The sequence below is a fragment of the Leptolyngbya sp. FACHB-8 genome, assembly GCF_014695575.1.
GTDB lineage: Bacteria > Cyanobacteriota > Cyanobacteriia > Elainellales > Elainellaceae > Vacuolonema.
Genome location: NZ_JACJOO010000089.1, coordinates 51,242 through 73,412 on the forward strand (window position 1 = coordinate 51,242; position 22,171 = coordinate 73,412).

Sequence of the window (22,171 nt, forward strand, 5' to 3'; positions counted from 1 at the left end):
CAGTTGCTACGCTTGTTAAATACTAAGGTCTGTTTTAAGGGGTCTTTTTCCTACGCGAAGCGCACGAAAAAATAACTCTTCCAACCAGCTTTAAAACATACCCTAGATTTTTCTAACCCTATAGAAGCGATAAAAGGAATATAACCATGAGTATCAACGATAGAGCGAAAGCAACAGGTAAAAATATTGAAGGCAAGATTCAAGAAGCGGTTGGCAAGGTGACAGGCAATCCTCAAGATGAAGTGGCAGGCCGGGCAAAACAGCAAGAAGCATCCGCTGAACACACCGTAGAAAACATCAAGGATAATTTGAAAAAAGCAGTAGATGGACTATAAATAGCATCTGCAAGCCGCTTTAGTGAATGAGATGAAACCCTGAGGGAGTTGGGGCGATCGCCCCAACTCCCTGACACAAGAAGAAACAACCATCTTGAAAGCATATAAGAAGCATCCCATCTTCGAGGATGCTTTTTTTGTATGCTCACGCGAACACAAAACAGTCATGTTTCAAACAAATGGATGGGGTGTGATGAAAGGGACATAACTGTCTCTTTCATCACACCCCATCTGCATAAGTACAAGTCCGCATGAAGCGACAAGCGCAAGAAGCATAGGTAAGTCCTATCCTAACCACTTAATGACTTTTAGACTATATAATCATCAAGTTACTCCTTTAAATAGGCTGTATTTCCCTATCAACCCACGGGATTGTACAAACGCAACACTTGTATTCTTCCTTATAGAACTGGCGGGAACTGTGTTCTCTCCCTAAGCTATTAAAGACTATTTCCAGGGAACCCCCTACCATGGTTATTCCAAAGTCTCTCGTTCACACGCCAGTTCCTATCGCTCTGGCGGACGCCTATCCCCAGGTGCGCCGCCTGAGTGAAGCCATCTGCAACCCCCTGGCGATTGAAGATTACGGCATCCAAAGTATGCCTGATGTGAGCCCCCCGAAGTGGCATCTGGCTCACACCACCTGGTTCTTTGAAACATTTCTACTCGTGCCCCATTTGCCGGGGTATGAGGTGTTTCACCCCCAATATGGCTATCTATTCAACTCCTACTATGAGGCAGTGGGGCAGCGTCATCCTCGACCTCAGCGGGGGTTACTGTCTCGCCCCACGGTGGAAGAGGTGTATCGTTACCGGGCCTACGTGGATGATGGGATGCGATCGCTCCTCAACACACCGCTCAGCCCTGAAGTAAAAGATCTGATTACGCTAGGACTCCACCACGAACAACAACATCAAGAATTACTGCTGACGGACATCAAACACATTTTTGCGATTAATCCTCTACGTCCTGCATACCGAACTGATCTGAAGGAGGCCACGCAATCCACAACTCCTTCTAAAGAGTCCTGGCTGGATTATCCCGGCAACCTCTATGCCATTGGCTTTGAGGGCAATGAGTTTGCCTTTGACAATGAACTGCCCCGGCACCAGGTCTACCTTCAAGACTTTTGGTTGGCGGCCCATCTCGTCACCAATGGAGAATACCTGGAATTTATTGAGGCTGGGGGATACCAGCAACCGGATCATTGGCTATCGGAGGGCTGGGCAACGGTGCAAACGCAGCGCTGGGAAGCCCCCCTCTACTGGGAGAAACGGGATGGTGACTGGTGGATTATGACGTTGGGAGGAATGCGTCCATTAAACCTCAATGAGCCTGTTTGCCATGTCAGCTTCTTTGAAGCAGATGCCTACGCTCGCTGGGCCGGAAAACGGCTGCCTACAGAGGCAGAGTGGGAAGTTGCAACGGCATCTGTGCCAGTCAAAGGCAACTTTCTTGAAGATGATTACCTCCATCCCATACCCGCTGCTGGTCTAACTCGTCCCGACCAGTTGTTTGGGGATGTGTGGGAATGGACGCAGAGCGCCTATCTTCCCTACCCCGGCTTTAAGACCGCACCTGGGGCAGTGGGTGAGTATAACGGCAAGTTTATGTGCAACCAGATTGTGCTGCGGGGCGGTTCTTGCGTGACGCCTCCAAACCACATTCGTCCCACCTACCGCAATTTCTTCCCGCCCTCAGCTCGCTGGCAATTCAGCGGCTTCCGGTTGGCATAGCAACAACGAGAGATCCCCCCATTCTCAAACCACTTATTTGGAGACAACATTCAATGGCTGCAATTCTCAATCAGCAAGCCCCCGTTACCCTTTACGACTTGCATCCGCCCCTGGAGGATTTTCGAACCGAAGTGTTGCAGGGCTTAAGCCAGCCACAAAAAACACTTTCCCCTAAGTTCCTGTATGACAAGACAGGTTCGGAGTTGTTTGACGCCATCTGTGAGCTGGATGAGTATTATCTGACCCGTACAGAGATGGCAATTTTGCAAACCAATGCGGCAGAAATCGCCACATTCATTGGAGATGGTGTGCTGGTCGAATTTGGCAGCGGCAGTAGCCAGAAAGTGAGGCTCTTACTGGATGCCATGCCCCATTTAGAAACCTATGTTGCCCTGGATATTTCCAAACAACACTTGTATGAATCTTGTGTGCAATTGGTCGGGGCTTATGAAGGATTAGAGGCGATCGCCATCTGCACTGATTACACCCAACCCCTCCATCTTCCAGAAATTCCGCCTTTGAAAGGCAAGCGTAAGGTTGGTTTTTTCCCCGGTTCTTCCATTGGTAACTTAGAACCTACGGATGTCATTCAGTTTCTCAAAAATGCGGCCATGATTCTGGAACCCCAGGGAGATTTCCTCATTGGAGTTGACCTGAAAAAGGATAAAGTTATTTTGGAGCCAGCTTATGATGATGCAAAAGGTGTCTCAGCCGCGTTTGCATTAAATGTATTGACCCGTATCAACCGTGAGTTGAACGCCAATTTCAACCTGCAAAACTTCTCTTACAAAGCGTTCTACAATCCCATCGGGCGGATTGAAATGTACATTGTCAGCCTCATCGAGCAAGAGGTTCAAATTGGAGATGCGAGTATTTCTTTCCAGGCGGGTGAGCACATTCGCACTGAACATTCTTACAAATACAGCACCGTTGAGTTCCAAGACTTAGCCGCTATGGCAGGATTCCAGACGAAATGTGTTTGGACTGATCCCGATCAACTTTTTAGCCTGCATTATTTACACTCCGTTGCCTAGGAAAAGTTAACGCTGAGTGCCCGTGAGATCCCCCGGCTCTTTCCCAAAGAAAAGCTAAAGTCGTAAAACGGCTTTTATACCACAGCAAAGCCATCTCTCCAATCCCGCGTCAAACGCGGGATTCAGGGGATCTCATTTGCCCCACAGCGAAAAACCTGGTTTTTATGAGGTAGTTTTATTTTTTGTCCTGCACTGAGCAACCCAATATGAAGCTGCTCTGTCAGCTTCATATAGAAACGGTATTGGGTCGGCCACTGCATAGTTTGGTAGAAATGTCATACTCAAAATTAAGGTTTTACAGAAAATTTATTGCTTCCAAGAAACAGAGAAGTATTCAAGCTTTGTACGTAAAGTCTCTGTAATTACCCGTTAAACTTTTGAGCTACCTCTGTCTTTAGACTTAAATATACGAATATAGTCGAGGAGAGGCTAGTTTTGAGGTCAGTCAATTTACCGATGGTTGAACCATAGAAGCGTAGTTCTCTTTCCGCCCGAAGGATAAAATCGGTATTATTGCGCTGTCAAGCCGCCGATTGGGTGCCCACTAGGGCCGTCTACTGAGAAGGTGTTTGAAACTGCATTCCCGTCAGGATATTTACTGCTCCTGCATCTCGATTCCAGTTTCAACTACCTTCCTGGCAGTTGGTCCCTCAAGTTCAAGTTCAGTCTCGTGAGCATCATCGTGTTATTCAGTCAACTCAACCACCCGAACAGTTACTCCTGTTTCAAAAGCTGTTTATACAGTTTCCTGAAGCCCTCATCGTACAAAGCTTTGTTGGCCCAAGCAACGGCTTAACCATTTGATTGGGTAGGCATCCTACCTCATTCCACTCATTGAGCTCCTCCTTAGAGCGCTGATGCTCGTATCTTGCTTTTGGCGATACGGCAATTTTTCCATGCCAAACCTCCGAAAGAAGGTTTGGTTTGCAGCAGAAACTTCCTGAAGTCCTAAACCACTATCGTTCCCGAAATCCCCCTTTCTATGTCTATAAAACTCATTTCTACTTCCAATCAAGCTCTGACCACTTTCTTTGGGGCTTCCACCAGTCGATCTGAGTACCAAACTTCTGAGCAATTAGCCGTTATTGATGCTCGGATTGCTGACTTACCAATTTTGCTCGAAGCGATCAGGAAAGGGGTTGCAACGTACGTTGTCGGGCCAGAAGAAGATGCACTCCTTCAAATCACCCGATTACTCTCGGAAACTGGAGCAAAGCATCTGGCACTGGTGGCTCACGGAGAACCCGGTGTCGTACATTTGGGAGGCGAGGCGATCGCACTAGATCAGTTAAAGCGGCGATCGGCTCTACTTCAGGAATGGAGTCTCGAAACCATCAGCCTCTATAGCTGCAACGTTGCCCAGGATGAGCGCTTCATCTCAGAACTGGAGCAGTTGACTGGCGCTAGGGTATTTGGGGCGATCGGAAAGGTCGGTTCTGCGGCTCAAGGTGGAAGCTGGAATATCGAGGAAAAGCCTGCTAAGTCATTTCTTGATCTGGGAGCCATAGCCGCTTATCAACATACTTTAGCGTTCAGTAATGTAAGCATCTCTGGCGCTGGTCCTGATAACATCTTCAACGCAACTGAGGCACAGAGCGTTACCATTTCTGGCAACCTCAGTCTGAATACTGGTAATGGGCAAGATCCTCAAGAAGATGTTTTAGTCGGCATCTACACAACTAGTGGAACACTACTGTATTGGATGATTGTTAATAATCTTTCCAATACTGCAACTTCTTTCACTACAAGCTTAAACCTCAAGCAAGCTATAGGTTCTTACGAAGGTGGCCTGAACTTTCGCTTTTGGCAAGGAACTTATGGGGGAAATGGAAGTTTAGCTTCCCCAAACTATACCAACGGTGCTACGCAAAGTTTACCGAATGAGACCGTTTTTGATGTTGTTCCTGCTGCTAATGGTCAAGGAAATAGAGGGCCTGCTGACAACGGCAATGCCAACAGTATTAGTACGCTTCCCAGCTTTTCAGTTAATACCGTTGCTCCAAGCACTGCCGCAATTAATGCTATTACCTCTCTTAGCAGTGATACGGGCACCACAGGTGACTTTATTACAAATGCTGCTACCCAGAATGTTCAAGGTACCTTCACAGGCTCTCTTGCTGCGGGTGAATCTATTCAAGTCTCTGCTAATGGTGGCGTCACTTGGATAACAGCAACAACTAGCGGGCAAACATGGACAGCCAGTAACGTTACGCTTGTATCTGGAACCAACACCCTACAGACCCGTGTAATCAATAGTGCTGGCAATACAACGAGTGGTGCAACGCGGTCTTATACCCTCGACACAACCGCTCCCACGGTTACTATCGCTAGCAATAGAACAACGTTCAGGGCAGGCGAGACAGCAACGGTTACCTTTACCTTTTCAGAAGCGCCGGTTGGTTTTGATGCGACCGACATTGCTGTTTCAGGGGGAACCATCACGGGGTTAACCGCCACTGCGAATCCTCTGGTTTATACCGCTACCTTCACCCCCACCGCCAACACAAATAGCCTCAGCGGCTCGATCTCAGTCGCATCAGGACGTTTCACAGATACCGCTGCCAACAGTAACACAGTCAGTAATACCCTCCCCATCACTGGCGACACATTAGCTCCCCTAGTCCCCACATTAAGCCTGACTACCGATTCCGGTACCGCTGGTGATAACATCACCAGCTCCGGGGTGATCAGCGTTGCAGGGCTGGAGAACGGTTCCACGCGCCAGTACAGCACGGACAATGGGCAAAACTGGACGACCTTTACGGGCACCAGCTTCACCCTCACCGGTGATGGAACAAAGGCTGTCCTCGTTCGTCAAACTGATGCTGCAGGAAACACTTCCACCTCCAACGCCTTCAATTTCACGCTTGATACGACTGCACTGGCTCCGGGTGTTGCTTTAAACAACGATACAGGTAGCTCGAATACTGACCGAGTCACCAGCAATGGTGCCCTTGCCATCACAGCGGAAAATGGTGCCACGACTCAGTACAGCACTAACGGGGGAACAACCTGGACCAATTCTTTTACACCAGTGGAAGGGAGTAACACTGTCCAGGTGCGCCAAGTTGACGTAGCAGGCAATACCTCTGCAGCCGCCACTTTTACCTTCACGCTGGATACAGGTGCCGTTGCTCCAGGCGTTGCGCTCACCAGCGACACTGGCAGTTCCAACACAGACAGAGTTACCAGCAATGGTGCGCTGACGATCAGTGCCGAGACAGGAGCCACAATTCAGTACAGCACCAACGGAGGTACGAGCTGGAGTAATTCCTTTACACCAGTGGAAGGCAGCAACACCATCCAGGTGCGTCAGATTGATGTAGCAGGCAATACCTCTGCAGCTACCACCTTTACCTTCACCCTGGATACAGGTGCCGTTGCTCCGGGTGTGGCTTTAGCCAACGACACGGGTACCTCCAACAGCGACAGAATCACCAGCAATGGCGTGCTGACGATCAGTACCGAGAGTGGGGCCACGATTCAATACAGCACTAACGGTGGCACTGCTTGGACCAATTCCTTCACGCCTGTGGAAGGCAGCAACACGGTTCAGGTACGGCAAATTGATACCGCAGGTAACATCTCTGCGGCTACCCCCTTCACGTTCACGTTGGATACAGGTGCCGCAGCACCCGGTGTTGCATTGACCAGCGATACGGGTACTTCTAGTAGCGATCGCATTACCCGCAACGGTGCCCTCAGCATCAGCGCTGAGAGTGGCGCTACCGTTCAATACAGCACCAACGGGGGCACCACTTGGACGAATACCTTCACACCCGTGGAAGGTAGCAACACGGTCTTGGTACGGCAAATTGATACCGCAGGTAATACTTCTCCGACTAGCACCTTTGCCTTCACCCTGGATACCACGGCACCTGTCAACCCAACAATCAATGTGATTGCTGGCGATAACATCGTTAATGCAGCGGAAGCAAATGCTGGATTTGTCCTCACCGGTACGACTGAAGCAGGGTCTACCGTAACCCTCAATTTCTTAGGAATTAATCGCACTGCCACAGTAACGGGTAACACCTGGAGCTACGCCGTTACTGGTAGCGATAGTACCCTTCTAGCCAGCCTTCAGGGCCCAGGCAGAACGGTTGTTGTGACGGCAACAGATGTAGCTGGAAATACTACGTCTATTACTTCACAGCCCTTTACAATCGATACCCTTGCACCCGTAGCTCCTGGGGTTGCACTTAGCAGCGACACTGGCAACTCTAATACAGATAGAGTCACCAGTAATGGGGCCCTCTCGATTACGGCAGAAAATGGGGCCACCATTCAATACAGCACGAACGGTAGCTCTACCTGGGCAACCACCTTTACTCCCGTTGAGGGCAACAACACCGTCCAGGTGCGCCAAATTGATGTGGCGGGTAATACCTCCCCGGCTACCACGTTCAACTTCACCCTCGATACCACTGCTGCAGCTCCAGGTGTTGCGCTCACCAGCGACACTGGCAGCTCCAACACTGACCGCGTTACCAGCAACGGAGCGTTAACTGTCAGCGCTGAGAATGGTGCGACGATTCAGTACAGCGCAGACGGAGGCAGCAACTGGAGCAACTCCTTTAACGCCGTAGAAGGTAACAATACCGTTCAGGTGCGCCAGATTGATGCTGCGGGTAACACCTCGTCTGCCACCACCTTCACCTTTACACTGGATACCGGTGCGCTGGCTCCCGGTGTTGCCCTGGCTAATGACACGGGAAGCTCCAGTACCGACCGAATCACCAACAATGGGGCCCTATCCGTTGCTACAGAAACTGGAGCCACCGTTGAATACAGCACAGATGGTGGCAATACCTGGATCACATCCTTCACCCCAGCCGAGGGGAGCAACACCGTCCAGGTACGCCAAGTTGACGGGGCGGGCAATACGTCTCCTGCCACCACTTTCACCTTTACATTAGACACCATTGCGGCCGCTCCGGGGGTCGCACTCACCAATGATACGGGAAGCTCCAGTACTGACAGAGTCACCAGCAACGGTGCCCTCTCGGTTACAGCGGAAACTGGAGCCACGATTCAGTACAGCATTGATGGTGGCAATACCTGGACACCCTCCTTCACCCCGATTGAAGGAAGTAACACAGTTCAAGTACGGCAGGTTGATGTCGCTGGCAACACCTCCGCAGCTACGACTTACACCTTCACCCTGGATACGGGCGTCTTGGCCCCAGGCGTTGCCCTTGCTAACGACACTGGCAGTTCCGACAGCGATCGCATCACCAACAATGGTGCATTAACTATCGCAGCGGAAAACGGTGCAACGGTTCAATACAGCATAGACGGTGGCACCAACTGGACGACCTCCTTCACCCCCGTGGAGGGCAACAACACGGTTCAGGTGCGGCAGATTGATGTGGCTGGCAACACTTCGGCGGCCACAACCTTCACGTTTGTGTTGGATACAGGCGTTATTGCTCCCAGTGTTGCACTCACCACGGATACTGGAAGCTCCAGCACTGACCGAATCACCAGCAATGGTGCGCTGTCCATCACGGCAGAGCCAGGAGCCACGATCCAGTACAGCACCAACGGAGGCACGACCTGGACAAACTCCTTCATTGCCGTTGAAGGTAACAATACGGTTCAGGTGCGCCAAATTGATGTTGCTGGCAATACTTCTGCGGCCACGACCTTCACCTTTGTGTTGGATACAGGGGCGATCGCTCCTAGCGTTGCCCTAACTAGCGATACCGGAAACTCCAATACGGACCGAATTACGAACAACGATGCACTAACCGTTGTGGCAGAAAACGGCGCCACAATTCAATACAGCACTAATGGGGGCAACACCTGGAGCAATACCTTCATCCCAGTTGAAGGTAACAACACCGTTCAGGTGCGTCAGATTGATGGGGCCGGTAACACCTCCCCGGCTACTACCTTTACCTTTACCCTCGACACAACAGTTGTGGCTCCGGGTGTTGCTCTTAGCAATGACACAGGCCCGTCAAACACTGACAGAGTCACTAGCAATGGTGCGCTGAGTATCACAGCAGAAAATGGTGCCACAATTCCATACAGCACCGATGGTGGAAACGGTTGGAGCAATACCTTCACTCCAGTTGAAGGCAGCAACACAGTCCAAGTACGCCAGATTGACATAGCTGGGAATACCTCTGCTGCCACTAGCTTTACCTTCACTCTAGATACAGGTGTGGTTGCTCCAGGTGTTGCTTTGAGCAATGATACTGGCAGTTCTAACACCGACCGAATTACCAACAATGGTGCCCTCTCTATTACAGCGGAAGATGGTGCCACAATTCAATACAGTACCGATGGTGGCACAACTTGGTCACCTACCTTCACAGCAGTTGAAGGGAACAACACAGTTCAGGTGCGTCAGATTGATGTCGCCGGTAACACTTCTCCTGCTACCACTCTTACCTTCACCCTCGACACAACGGTTGTGGCTCCGGGTGTCGCTCTTAGCAATGATACAGGTCCGTCAAATACAGACAGAGTTACTAGCAATGGTGCGCTGAATATTACAGCAGAAAATGGCGCCACGATTCAATACAGCACCGATGGTGGAAACAACTGGGCCACCTCCTTCACTCCGGTTGAGGGCAACAATACCGTTCAGGTACGGCAGGTTGACGTAGCCGGTAACACTTCTCCTGCCACTAGTTTCACCTTCACCTTAGATACAGGTGTGGTTGCTCCGGGTGTTGCTTTGAGCAATGACACTGGCAGCTCCAACACTGACCGAATTACCAACAATGGTGCCCTCTCTGTTACAGCAGAGGATGGTGCCACAATTCAATACAGTACCGATGGTGGTACGACCTGGACACCTACCTTTACTCCTGTTGAAGGTAGCAACACAGTTCAGGTGCGCCAGATTGATGTCGCCGGTAACACTTCTCCTGCTACCACCTTTACCTTCACCCTTGATACAACTGTTGCGGCTCCAGGTGTTGCTCTTAGCAATGACACAGGCCCGTCAAATACCGACAGAGCCACCAGTAATGGTGCCCTCTCTGTTACAGCGGAAAATGGCACCACGATTCAATACAGCACCGACGGTGGCACGACCTGGACACCTACCTTCACAGCAGTTGAAGGCAGCAACATAGTCCAAGTGCGACAAGTTGATGTCGCGGGTAATACTTCTGCTTCCACTAGTTTCACCTTTACCTTGGATACAGGTGTTGTTGCTCCCAGTGTTGCTTTAACCAGTGATACTGGCAGCTCCACCACCGACCGAATCACCAATAATGGTGCCCTCTCTGTTACACCGGAGACCGGTGCTACTGTTCAATACAGCACCGATGGTGGAAATAATTGGACACCCTCCTTCACTCCGGTTGAAGGCAGCAACACAGTTCAGGTGCGACAGATTGATGTCGCCGGTAACACTTCTCCTGCTACCACCTTTAACTTCACCCTCGACACAACTGTTGCGGCTCCGGGTGTCGCTCTTAGCAATGATACAGGTCCGTCAAATACCGACAGAGTTACTAGCAATGGTGCGCTGAATATTACAGCAGAAAATGGCGCTACGATTCAATACAGCACCGATGGTGGAAACAACTGGGCCACCTCCTTCACTCCGGTTGAGGGCAACAATACCGTTCAGGTACGGCAGGTTGACGTAGCCGGTAACACTTCTACTGCCACTAGTTTCACCTTCACTTTAGATACAGGTGTCGTTGCTCCGGGCGTTGCTTTAACCAGTGATACTGGCAGTTCCACCACTGACCGAATTACTAATAATGGGGCCCTCTCTGTTACAGCGGAGGATGGTGCCACAATTCAATACAGTACCGATGGTGGTACGACCTGGACACCTTCCTTTACTCCTGTTGAAGGTAGCAATACAGTTCAGGTGCGACAGGTTGATGTCGCGGGTAACGTCTCCACAGCTACCACCTTTAACTTCACCCTTGATACAGCCGTTGTTGCTCCAGGTGTTGCTCTTAGCGATGACACAGGTCCTTCAAACACTGACAGAATCACCAGCAATGGTGCGCTAAGCATCACCGCGGAAAATGGCGCAACGATTCAATACAGCACCGATGGTGGAAATAATTGGACCACTTCCTTTACTCCGGTTGAAGGCAACAACACGGTTCAGGTGCGACAGGTTGATGTCGCGGGTAACGTCTCCACAGCTACTACCTTCAATTTCACCCTGGATGCCGGTGTTGTCGCTCCAGTGGTTGCGTTGGCTAGTGATACTGGTATCTCTAGCAGCGATCGCATCACCAACAATGGTGCATTAAGCATCACGGCAGAAAATGGCGCCACAATTCAATACAGCACCGATGGCGGAAGCACCTGGGGTACCTCCTTTGCTCCAGGTGAAGGCACTAACACCATTCAGGTGCGCCAAATTGATGTAGCTGGCAACATTTCTCCTGCTGCTAGCTTCACCTTCGTCCTCGATACAATAGTTGCCGCTCCGGGAATTGCGTTGGCCAATGACACAGGCACATCCAATACCGATAGGGTGACTAGTGACGCTGCACTTGCTATTACGGCAGAGAGTGGGGCCACAATTCAGTACAGCATCGATGGTGGCACAAACTGGACAACGAATTTCACCCCCGTTGAGGGCAACAACACGGTTCAAGTGCGCCAGATTGATGTGGCGGGTAATACGTCCACGGCCACGACCTTTACCTTCACGCTGGATACGGGTGCTGTGGCTCCGGGTGTTGCTTTAGTTAGCGACACGGGTAGTTCCAATACTGACAGAATTACGAACAGCGGTGCCCTGGCTATCAGTGCAGAAACCGGTGCGACGATCCAGTACAGCACCAACGGGGGCACAACCTGGACAAACTCCTTTACGCCGGTCGAAGGTAACAACACGGTTCAAGTGCGCCAGATTGATGCAACGGGTAATATTTCTGCTCCAACGACCTTTAGCTTTACTCTGGATACGGTTGCAGCCGCTCCGGGTGTTGCACTGGCGAACGACACTGGCCCATCCAATGCTGACAGAGTGACCAGCGATGGCACCCTGACTATTGCTGCTGAACCAGGAGCGACCATCCAGTACAGCACCAACGGGGGGACGACCTGGACAAACTCCTTTACCCCAATTGAAGGCAACAATACCGTTCTAGTGCGGCAGGTTGATATTGCGGGTAATACCTCTGCCACCAATAGCTTTACCTTTACGCTGGATACGGGTGTTGTGGCTCCGGGTATTGATTTGAATAGTGATACCGGTAGCTCCAATACCGACAGAATCACGAGCAATGGTGCACTGTCCATTACGACAGAGACAGGTGCCACCGTCGAGTACAGCACGAATGGGGGGACGACCTGGACAAACACCTTTACACCCGTGGAAGGCAGTAATACCGTTCTGGTACGGCAGACCGATACATCTGGTAATACTTCTACGGCTACGAGCTTCACCTTTACCCTTGATACAACGGTGGCTGCTCCTGGGGTTGCGCTGACCAATGACACCGGCCCCTCTAATACCGACCGAGTGACGGGTGATGGTGCGTTGGCGATCGCCGCTGAAAATGGTGCCACGATTCAATACAGCACCAATGGTGGCTCTACCTGGAGCAATGCCTTCACACCAGTAGAAGGCAGTAACACCGTTCAGGTGCGGCAGATTGATGTCGCGGGTAACACCTCTGCGGCTACCATCTTCACATTCACCCTGGATACAGGAGTAGTGGCTCCGGGTGTTGCTTTGAGCAATGACACTGGAAGTTCTAATACCGACCGAATCACGAACAATGGCGCGCTGACTATTACGGCGGAGCCGGGAGCGGCTGTTCAATACAGCATCAACGGCGGCACGACCTGGACAAATTCTTTCACTCCTGTTGAAGGAAGCAACACGGTTCAGGTGCGGCAGATTGATGAATCTGGCAACATCTCTCCTGCTGCTAGCTTGAACTTTACCCTTGATACGATCGCAATCGCTCCGGGTGTTGCGCTGACTAATGACACGGGACTATCCAATAACGATAGAGTCACCAGCGATGGCGCACTCTCCATCACAGCCGAAACTGGATCGACCATCCAGTACAGCACGAACGGGGGAACAACCTGGACGACTTCCTTCACTCCGGTCGAAGGCAACAACACCGTTCTGGTACGTCAAATTGATGTCGCAGGCAATACCTCTGCGGCTACAAGCTTTGCTTTCACCCTGGATTCAGGCGTGGTTGCACCCGGTGTTGCTTTAACCAGTGATACTGGCAGCTCCAATACCGACAGAATTACAAACACTGGTGCGTTGAGCATTACGACGGAGCCGGAAGCGACTGTCCAATACAGCATCAACGGCGGTACGACCTGGACAAATACCTTCACTCCGGTGGAAGGAAATAACACGGTTCTGGTGCGGCAGATTGATGGTTCTGGGAATACTTCTGCGGCTACGAGCTTTAATTTCACCCTCGATACCACAGTTGTTGCTCCGGGTGTTGCTTTGGCTAATGACACGGGCACATCCAACACCGACCGAATCACGAGCGATGGCACCCTGACTATTGGGGCAGAAAATGGGGCCACGGTCCAGTACAGCACCAATGGAGGCACCACCTGGCTCACCACCTTCACACCGGTCGAAGGTAACAACACCATTCAGGTGCGCCAGATTGATGTGGCTGGCAATATCTCCTCGGCTACCAGCTTTACCTTTACGCTCAATACGGATGTAACATCTCCGGGTGTTGCGCTCACCAACGATACTGGGAGTTCCAATACGGACAGAATTACCCGAGATGGGGCGCTGTCTATTACGGCTGGAAATGGTGCCACAATCGAGTACAGCACCAACGGGGGGCAAACCTGGACGACGTCCTTTACCCCCGTGGAAGGTAACAACACCGTTCTGGTGCGTCAACTGGATGAGGCTGGAAATGCCTCCGTTGCCACGAGCTTTGCGTTTACTCTGGATACCACGGTTGCGGCTCCGGGTGTTGCTTTAACCAGCGACACGGGTACATCCAATACGGACCGGATCACTGACAATGGGGCACTCTCCATCACGGCGGAAACGGGAGCTGCAATCCAATACAGTATTGACGGTGGTACGACTTGGGCAGCTTCCTTCACCCCGATTGAAGACAACAACGCTGTTCAGGTCCGTCAGATTGATGTGGCTGGCAATACCTCTACTGCCACCAGCTTCAGCTTCACCCTGGATACAGGGGTTGTCGCTCCAGGGGTGGCGCTGGCGAATGATACAGGTAGCTCCAACACCGACCGAATTACTCGCAATGGGGCACTATCCGTTACGGCGGAAACCGGAGCGACCATCCAGTACAGCACCAATGGAGGTGCAACCTGGCTGACCTCTTTTACCCCTGCCCCTGTAGAAGGCAGTAACACCGTTCTAGTACGGCAGATTGATACATCTGGCAATATCTCTGCGGCAACGAGCTTCACCTTTAGCCTGGATACGATCGCCACAGCTCCAAGTGTTGCCTTACTCAATGACACCGGTAGCTCGAATACCGATAGAGTGACCAGCGACGGTGCCCTATCCATTACGGCGGAAGATGGAGCCACAATCCAGTACAGCACCAACGGGGGGACAACCTGGACAAACTCCTTCACCCCAGTCGAAGGTAACAATACCGTTCAGGTGCGGCAGGTTGATGTGGCTGGCAACACTTCCGCAGCAACCAGCTTTAGCTTCACCCTCGATACTGGGGCACTGGCTCCGGGTGTTGCGCTAACGAACGATACGGGTGGCTCCAATACCGACAGAATCACCAACAATGGTGCTCTGAACATCAGCGCGGAGACAGGATCAACGATCCAGTACAGCACTGACGGGGAACAACCTGGAGCACTACTTTTACCCCGGTTGAGGGCAACAACACGATTCAGGTGCGGCAGATTGATCTGCTGGGCAATACCTCTGCGGCCACAAGCTTCACCTTTACCCTGGACACGATCGCGCCCGATACTCCAACCATTGGGGCGATCGCGGGAGACAACGTTATCAGTGTGCTCGAATCCACCAACGGCGTTGTTCTCACCGGCTCTGCTGAATCTGGTGCTACGGTCAACCTCAATATTGGTGGGTTTATTCGGACCGTAACGGCTGCCAACGGAAGCTGGAGCTATACCCTCACCAACACGGAGATCAGTGGCCTGGGTCAGGGGACAAGAACTGTTACGGCAACGGCTACAGATGCCGCTGGCAATATCAGCACTCAATTGTCTCAAACCTTTGCGATTGAAACGCTAATCCCAACGACTGCAAGCTTAAGCTTGGGCCTGGATTCTGGTAACTCCAGCAACGACGGCATCACGAACTCGGGTTTAGTGAATGTATCGGGGCTGCAGGCGGGTTCCATCCGGGAGTACAGCACCGACAATGGGCAGACCTGGATTACTTTTACGGGTACGAGCTTCACTCTGACCGATGATGGGGCAAAGTCGGTAGTTGTGCGCCAAACCGATGAGGCTGGTAACATCTCTATCTCTCCAGCCCTGAGTTTTGTCCTCGATACCACGGCTCCGACCCAGACGGCTACGGTCATCCGCATGACCCGGGATACGGGAGCCTCTGCTACGGACTTTCTCACAACGGATGGTGCGGCTGGACGTACCTACACGGGTGTTCTCTCGGGGGCTTTGGGAACTGGAGAAACGTTGCAAATCTCTGTAGATGGCGGTACGACCTGGACGAATGCGACGGTTAACGGAACCAACTGGACGTTTAACGACACCATCGCTAAGAACGGCAACTGGAGCATTCAAACTCGTGTCGTTGATACCGCTGGAAACACGGGAACGGTAACATCGCAGCCCGTCATCCTCGACACATTGGCGCCGACCCAAACCGCTGTCGTCACCTCCATGACCAAGGATACGGGCGACTCAGCAACCGACTTCATCACCACAGACGGTACGGCTGGGCGCACCTACACCGGCACTCTCTCGGCTGCCTTGGGGAATGGGGAAACATTGCAAGTTTCGCTGGATGGCGGTGCTAGCTGGAGCAGTGCAACGGTTACAGGAACAACCTGGACGTTCGACGACACTATCGCTAAGAACGGCAACTGGAATATTCAAACCCGTGTTGTTGACACGGCGGGAAACACTGGAACGGTAACATCCCAACCCGTCATCCTTACCAATGCGGTAGTGTCGCAGACCGCTACCGTGACATCCATGACGCGGGATACGGGGGTTTCTGCCACTGACTTCATCACTAGTGATGGCACCGCTGGACGCATCTACACCGGTACTCTCTCTGCGGCATTGGGTGTAAATGAGTCGCTGCAAGTTTCAGTGGATGGCGGTGCTACCTGGGCAAATGCGGCGGTTACAGGAACAACCTGGACCTTCGATGACACCATTGCCAAGAGCGGGAATTGGAACATCCAAACTCGTGTGATTGATGATGCCGGGAACACCGGAACGGTAACATCTCAAGCTGTCATTCTGGACAACGGATTACCGACGCAAACAGCCACGGTCATTTCAATGACGCGGGACACAGGGGTATTCGCCAACGACTTCATTACGAATGATGGTGCCGCTGGACGCACCTACACCGGTACTCTCTCTGCAGCTCTGGGGACTGGAGAAACGTTGCAAATCTCCGTAGATGGCGGCGCTACCTGGGTGAATGTAGCGGTCAACGGAACCAACTGGACGTTCAACGACAGCACGGCGAAGAACGACAACTGGTCTATCGAAACCCGGGTTGTTGATGTTGCTGGAAATGTTGGGGCGATCGCCTCACAACCTGTCATTCTCGACATGGTCGCACCGACCCAAACCGCTGTCGTCACCTCCATGACCAAGGATACGGGCGACTCGGCAACCGACTTCATTACCGAGGATGGTACGGCTGGGCGCATTTATACCGGCACCCTCTCGGCGGCTCTGGATGCCAATGAGACGTTACAAGTTTCTGTGAATGGTGGCGTGACCTGGAGCAGTGCAACGGTTAGCGGAACCACCTGGACGTTTAACGACACCATCGCTAAAAGCGGCAGCTGGAGCATCCAAACCCGCATTGTAGATACCGCCGGTAACATCGGAACGGTTATCTCCCAACCCGTCATTCTCAACAACGCGCCCCTGCCCCAAACCGCGACCATTACATCAATGACGAAGGATACGGGGGTTTCTACCACGGACTTCATCACCAGTGATGGCACTGCTGGACGGACTTATACAGGCAGCCTCCTGGCAACCTTGGGTGCAGATCAAACCCTGGAAATTTCTGTCGATGATGGTGTGACCTGGTCCAGTGCCACCGTTAACGGCACTACCTGGACGTTTGATGACACCACAGCCAAGAGTGGCGACTGGAGCATCCAAACCCGCATTGTCGATGCTACTGGCAACAGCGGTACTGTGACATCCCAGTTGGTCACCCTCGACACGGCCGCTCCTACGCAGACGGCGACGGTTACCAGCATGACCCGAGATACCGGGGCTTCTGCTACCGACTTCATTACCGAGGATGGTGCCGCTGGGCGCACCTACACGGGTACCCTCTCCGCTGCCTTAGGTGCAGATGAAACCTTACAAGTCTCCGTGAATGGTGGCATTACCTGGAGCAGTGCAACGGTTAACGGAACTGCCTGGACGTTCAATGACACCCTTGCTAAAAACAGCAACTGGAGCATTCAAACTCGTGTTATCGATACCGCGGGGAACACCGGAACGGTAAACTCCCGGACGGTGATCCTCGACACGGTGGCTCCTACCCAAACCGCTGTCGTCACCTCCATGACCCGAGATACGGGCGTTTCTGCCACCGACTTCATCACTACAGATGGAGCCGCTGGACGGACATACACCGGCACCCTCTCTGCAGCCCTGGGAAATGGGGAAACGTTGCAAATCTCGGTGGATGGAGGCACGACCTGGAGCAGTGCAACGGTTACGGGAACCACCTGGACGTTTAACGACACCATCGCTAAGAACGGCAACTGGAACATCCAAACCCGTGTTATTGACACGGCAGGGAATACCGGAACGGTGACATCCCGATCGGTGATTCTTTCCAATACAGTGTTGGCCCAAACCGCGACCGTCACGTCCATGACGCGGGATACAGGGGTTTCTGCTACCGACTTCATCACTAGTGATGGTGCTGCTGGGCGGACCTACACCGGTACCCTGTCTGCGGCGCTGGGTGTCGGTGAAACTCTACAAGTTTCGGTGAATGGTGGCACAACATGGGTTAACGCCAACGCTACGGGCACGAGCTGGACGTTTGTAGATAACGCGGCCAAGACGGGCAACTGGAACATCCAGACCCGCGTCACCAACACGGCTGGAAATGTTGGGGCTATTACAACCCGAGCCGTGACCCTGGATGTTGCAGCTCCCAACGTGCCCACTATCAACGCAGTGGCAGGGGATGGCCGGGTGAATGCTACTGAGCGGGCCGCTGGCGTGACCGTCAGCGGAACAGCGGAAGCGAATAGCCGCCTGAACGTTACCTGGGGGAACACAACCCTCACAACCACGACGGGCGGCAACGGTGCCTGGAGCCTGATATTTAACAACAACCAGATTCCCGCTGATGGCAATACCACGATTAGCGTCACTGCCCAGGATGCGGCAGGTAACACCAGCCCTGCTGCTACCCGCGCCGTTGCCATTGATACGGCGATCGCCACTCCCACCATTACAGCGATTGGCGGACCTGATAGCATCGTTGGCCCGACAGCCGGAGACGGCCAGGTCGTGGGAACAGCCGAAGCGAACAGTACCGTGAGTCTGTTTTTTGGAACGACCCTGCTGGGTACTGTCGTTGCCGACGCCTCAGGGAACTGGAGCTATGCTCTGACTGCGGCGAACATCACCACCCTGGGTCAGGGGAACAACAAGGCGCTTACTGTCACCGCCCGGGATGCCGCCGGTAACCTTTCCACGCCCAGTACTCCCTTCACCTTTACAGTCGCGACTCTGCTTCCTGGAGCCCCCACCATTAGCAGCATTGGAGGTACCGACAGCATTGTCAGCGGCCTTGCTGGAGATGCGGTAGTGGCCGGTACAGCGGTAGCCAATGCGACCGTTACCCTGTTCCTCGGAAGCGCTCCGCTAGCTACGACGGTGGCCAATGCGAACGGTAACTGGGCTTACCCATTAACTGCTGCAGACTTAGCCCTGATTGGTCAAGGCGGAGGCAAGAGCCTGACCGCGAGTGTGCGGGATCTTTTGGGAAATACCTCACCGCTGAGCACGGCCTTCCCCTTTGCCGTCGATACGATCGCCCCATCTGTTCCCACGATTGGAGCGATCGCCACCGACAACATCATCAACCTGGCCGAATTTACCGCTGGGGTTGTCCTGACGGGCAGCACGGAGGCAGTATCTAGCGTCACCCTCAATGTGGCTGGGCAAACCCGTATGGCCACCATGAACGGCACTACCTGGAGCTATACCCTATCCAACGCTGATATCCTCAGCCTGGGTCAAGGACCGGGCAGAACCGTCACCGTTACCAGTCGAGACATTGCGGGCAATGCCACTAGCACCACCTCCCCTGTCTTTACGATTGACACGGTGCCGCCCACGGGTGTGGCGATCGCCCCCATTGCCACCAATAACATCATCGATGCCACAGAAGCCACTACCGGGGTTGTGCTAAGCGGGACAACGGAAGCAGGTTCTACTGTTAGCTTGAGTCTCGGAGGACAAACCCGTAGCGCGACGGTGAATGGCACCACCTGGAGCTACACCCTGACAGCCCAAGACTTGAGCAACTTGGGTGAAGGGGGTGGTAAGACCGTCACCGTGACCGCAACGGATGCTGTTGGCAATACCACAACCCTATCCTCCGCTGCGTTTACCATTGATACACTGCGCCCTGGAGCACCAACGATTGGGGCGATCGCCACCAACAACGAGATCAACGCAGCCGAAGCTGCGGCCGGGGTTGTCCTTAGCGGCACCCTGGAGGCTGGGGCTCTGATTACCCTGAACATTGGCGGACAGACCCGTACTGCCACCGTGAATGGTACGACCTGGAGCTATACCCTCTCAGCCCAAGACTTAGCCAACCTGGGCGAAGGAGCCAATCGAGTCGTAACGGTCACAGCTAGCGATACCGCTGGAAACGCTAGCTCGACCACCTCTCAACCCTTTGCCATTGACACCATTGCCCCTACGGCACCCCAGTTAAGCGCGGCTGATTTGGATGAAAATAATGCTCCCAATGCGTTGGTTGCAACCCTTTCGGCAACGGATAGCAATCCCGTCACCTACACTCTGGTTGCGGGCTTGGGTGCTGATGACAACGCCGCCTTCACCCTCACGGGTAACCAACTGCGGATCAACGACAGAGCAAACTTTGAAACTCAAGCCAACTACAGCATTCGGATTCGAGCTACCGATGTTGCGGGAAATACGATTGAGGTCACGCAGACCATCACGGTTAACGATCGCAACGAGGCCCCCACGGCGATCGCCCTCAGCGGTAACACCGTCGCTGAGAACGTTGCAGGAGCCATTATTGGCACTCTGACCGTGGCCGATCCTGATACCCTGGCAGCCTTCCAAAACAACACAGTGACCGTCAGCGACAACCGCTTTGAAGTGGTGAATAACGCGGGTGTGTTGCAGCTTCAGCTCCAGGCCAACCAATCCCTGAACTATGAAGCCATTACCAACGGGCAACTCAATCTCACGTTAACGGCTCAGGATGCCAACACCCCCACCCTGAGCTATAGCACTGCCGTTGCTCTGACGGTCACGAACGTTGACGAACTGCCTACGGCGATCGCTCTGAGTAACACCACCATTGCTCAAAACCAGCCGGGTGCCATTGTCGGTAACCTGACCATTACAGACCCCGATGTGATTGCGGCATTCCGCAATTACAACCTGACGGTCAGCGATAGCCGCTTTGAAATTGTTGAGGTCAACGGCGTTCTTCAGCTTAAGTTAAAGAGTACTGAGGCGGTCGTGAATCAGGGCCGTACCCAGGCACGTGTGCCGCTGACAGTGACCCTTGCCGCTGGCAACAATCCCAATGCGACGATCACTCAAACCTTCCTGGTATTCGCAATCGGAGAAATTGTTGACCGCACTCTCCGAACTACCCCCGTGTTTGACAACATTTTGCCGGCGGCAGGTTCCGATACGGTAATCGCGACAGTACCGACGATTCGGCAAAATGATCAGCTGGATGGAGGGCTTGGGAGCGATCGCCTACTCCTCTCAGAAGGAACCAGAGCCACCTCTCTCCAACTGACCCTGAATACACCCAATGATCAGTTGCAAGGCATTCCGGGTCTTAGCGTGAAGAACTTTGAGCGATTTGGATTCTCACAGTATGGTGGCACGCTCACATTGACTGGCAGCCTCCAGGGTGACCTGGTTAATAGCGGCTGGGGAAATGACAGCCTGAATGGGGACGGTGGCAATGATAGCCTTCAGGCCGGTCGGGGCAATGACACCGCATGGGGCGGTGTGGGACTGGATCTGCTGAGGGGCGAGATTGGTAACGATCGCCTTCTGGGTGGGGATGGCGACGATTCGCTCTATGGTTGCGCGGACAACGACACTCTGTTTGGCGGATTAGGCCAGGATTTAGTAGGAGGCAATAATGGTAATGACCTCCTGGATGGAGGGGCCGACAACGATACGATTTATGGGGGTCTGGGCAGAGACACACTCCTGGGTGGTTTGGGCAACGATCGCCTGGAAGGAAACGGCAGTAGCGATCGCCTTTCCGGGGATGCCGGTAATGACACCCTGCTCGGAGGTGCTGGAATAGACGCCTTACTGGGCGGTAGCGGAAACGATACGCTCAACGGGCAGGCGGGTGATGATCGCCTGGATGGTGGGAGTGGCGACGACTTGCTGTCTGGCGGCACCGGCAGGGATGTGATTGCTACTGGAACAGGGCGCGATCGCCTGGTTCTCCAACCCCACCAGGGCCTTGATCAGGTCACTGATTTCGCTGACGGCCTGGATCGCATCGTATTGGGTAACTTCCGCTTTGAAGACCTGACGATTCGACAGCAGCAGGGTGGTGTTCTCATTTCCCGAGGAGGCGATCGGCTTCTCCTGCTGGATAACCTGAACACTCGACAAATTACCCGCGCGGATTTCGTCTAACCCGCTCAGCCCGTGA

5 protein-coding genes are annotated in these 22,171 nt (G+C 53.0%); all 5 read left to right on the plus strand.

The window, feature by feature from the left end:
- Positions 1–146: 146 nt before the first annotated feature.
- The 5 genes from H6F91_RS25930 (at position 147) to H6F91_RS28670 (ending at position 22,155) form a co-directional block, all read left to right on the plus strand.
- Positions 147–335 carry a CsbD family protein gene (locus H6F91_RS25930; protein ID WP_190772808.1) on the plus strand — a complete coding sequence of 63 codons (189 nt, stop codon included), beginning with the start codon at positions 147–149 and terminating at the stop codon, positions 333–335.
- A 470-nt stretch (positions 336–805) separates the two neighbouring features.
- Positions 806–2,071, plus strand: a complete 1,266-nt coding sequence (egtB, locus tag H6F91_RS25935) for an ergothioneine biosynthesis protein EgtB (protein ID WP_190772809.1) — start codon at positions 806–808, stop codon at positions 2,069–2,071.
- 53 nt (positions 2,072–2,124) lie between these two features.
- Positions 2,125–3,105, plus strand: a complete 981-nt coding sequence (gene egtD / locus H6F91_RS25940; RefSeq protein ID WP_190772810.1) for an L-histidine N(alpha)-methyltransferase — start codon at positions 2,125–2,127, stop codon at positions 3,103–3,105.
- 982 nt (positions 3,106–4,087) lie between these two features.
- A complete protein-coding gene (locus H6F91_RS28095; protein WP_242035995.1) occupies positions 4,088–15,154 on the plus strand; it encodes a chitobiase/beta-hexosaminidase C-terminal domain-containing protein in 11,067 nt (3,688 codons plus the stop codon).
- Complete coding sequence (locus H6F91_RS28670) at positions 15,037–22,155, plus strand: Ig-like domain-containing protein (protein ID WP_347280089.1); 7,119 nt, start codon at positions 15,037–15,039, stop codon at positions 22,153–22,155. The genes H6F91_RS28095 and H6F91_RS28670 overlap by 118 nt, the downstream gene beginning before the upstream one ends.
- Positions 22,156–22,171 lie beyond the last annotated feature (16 nt).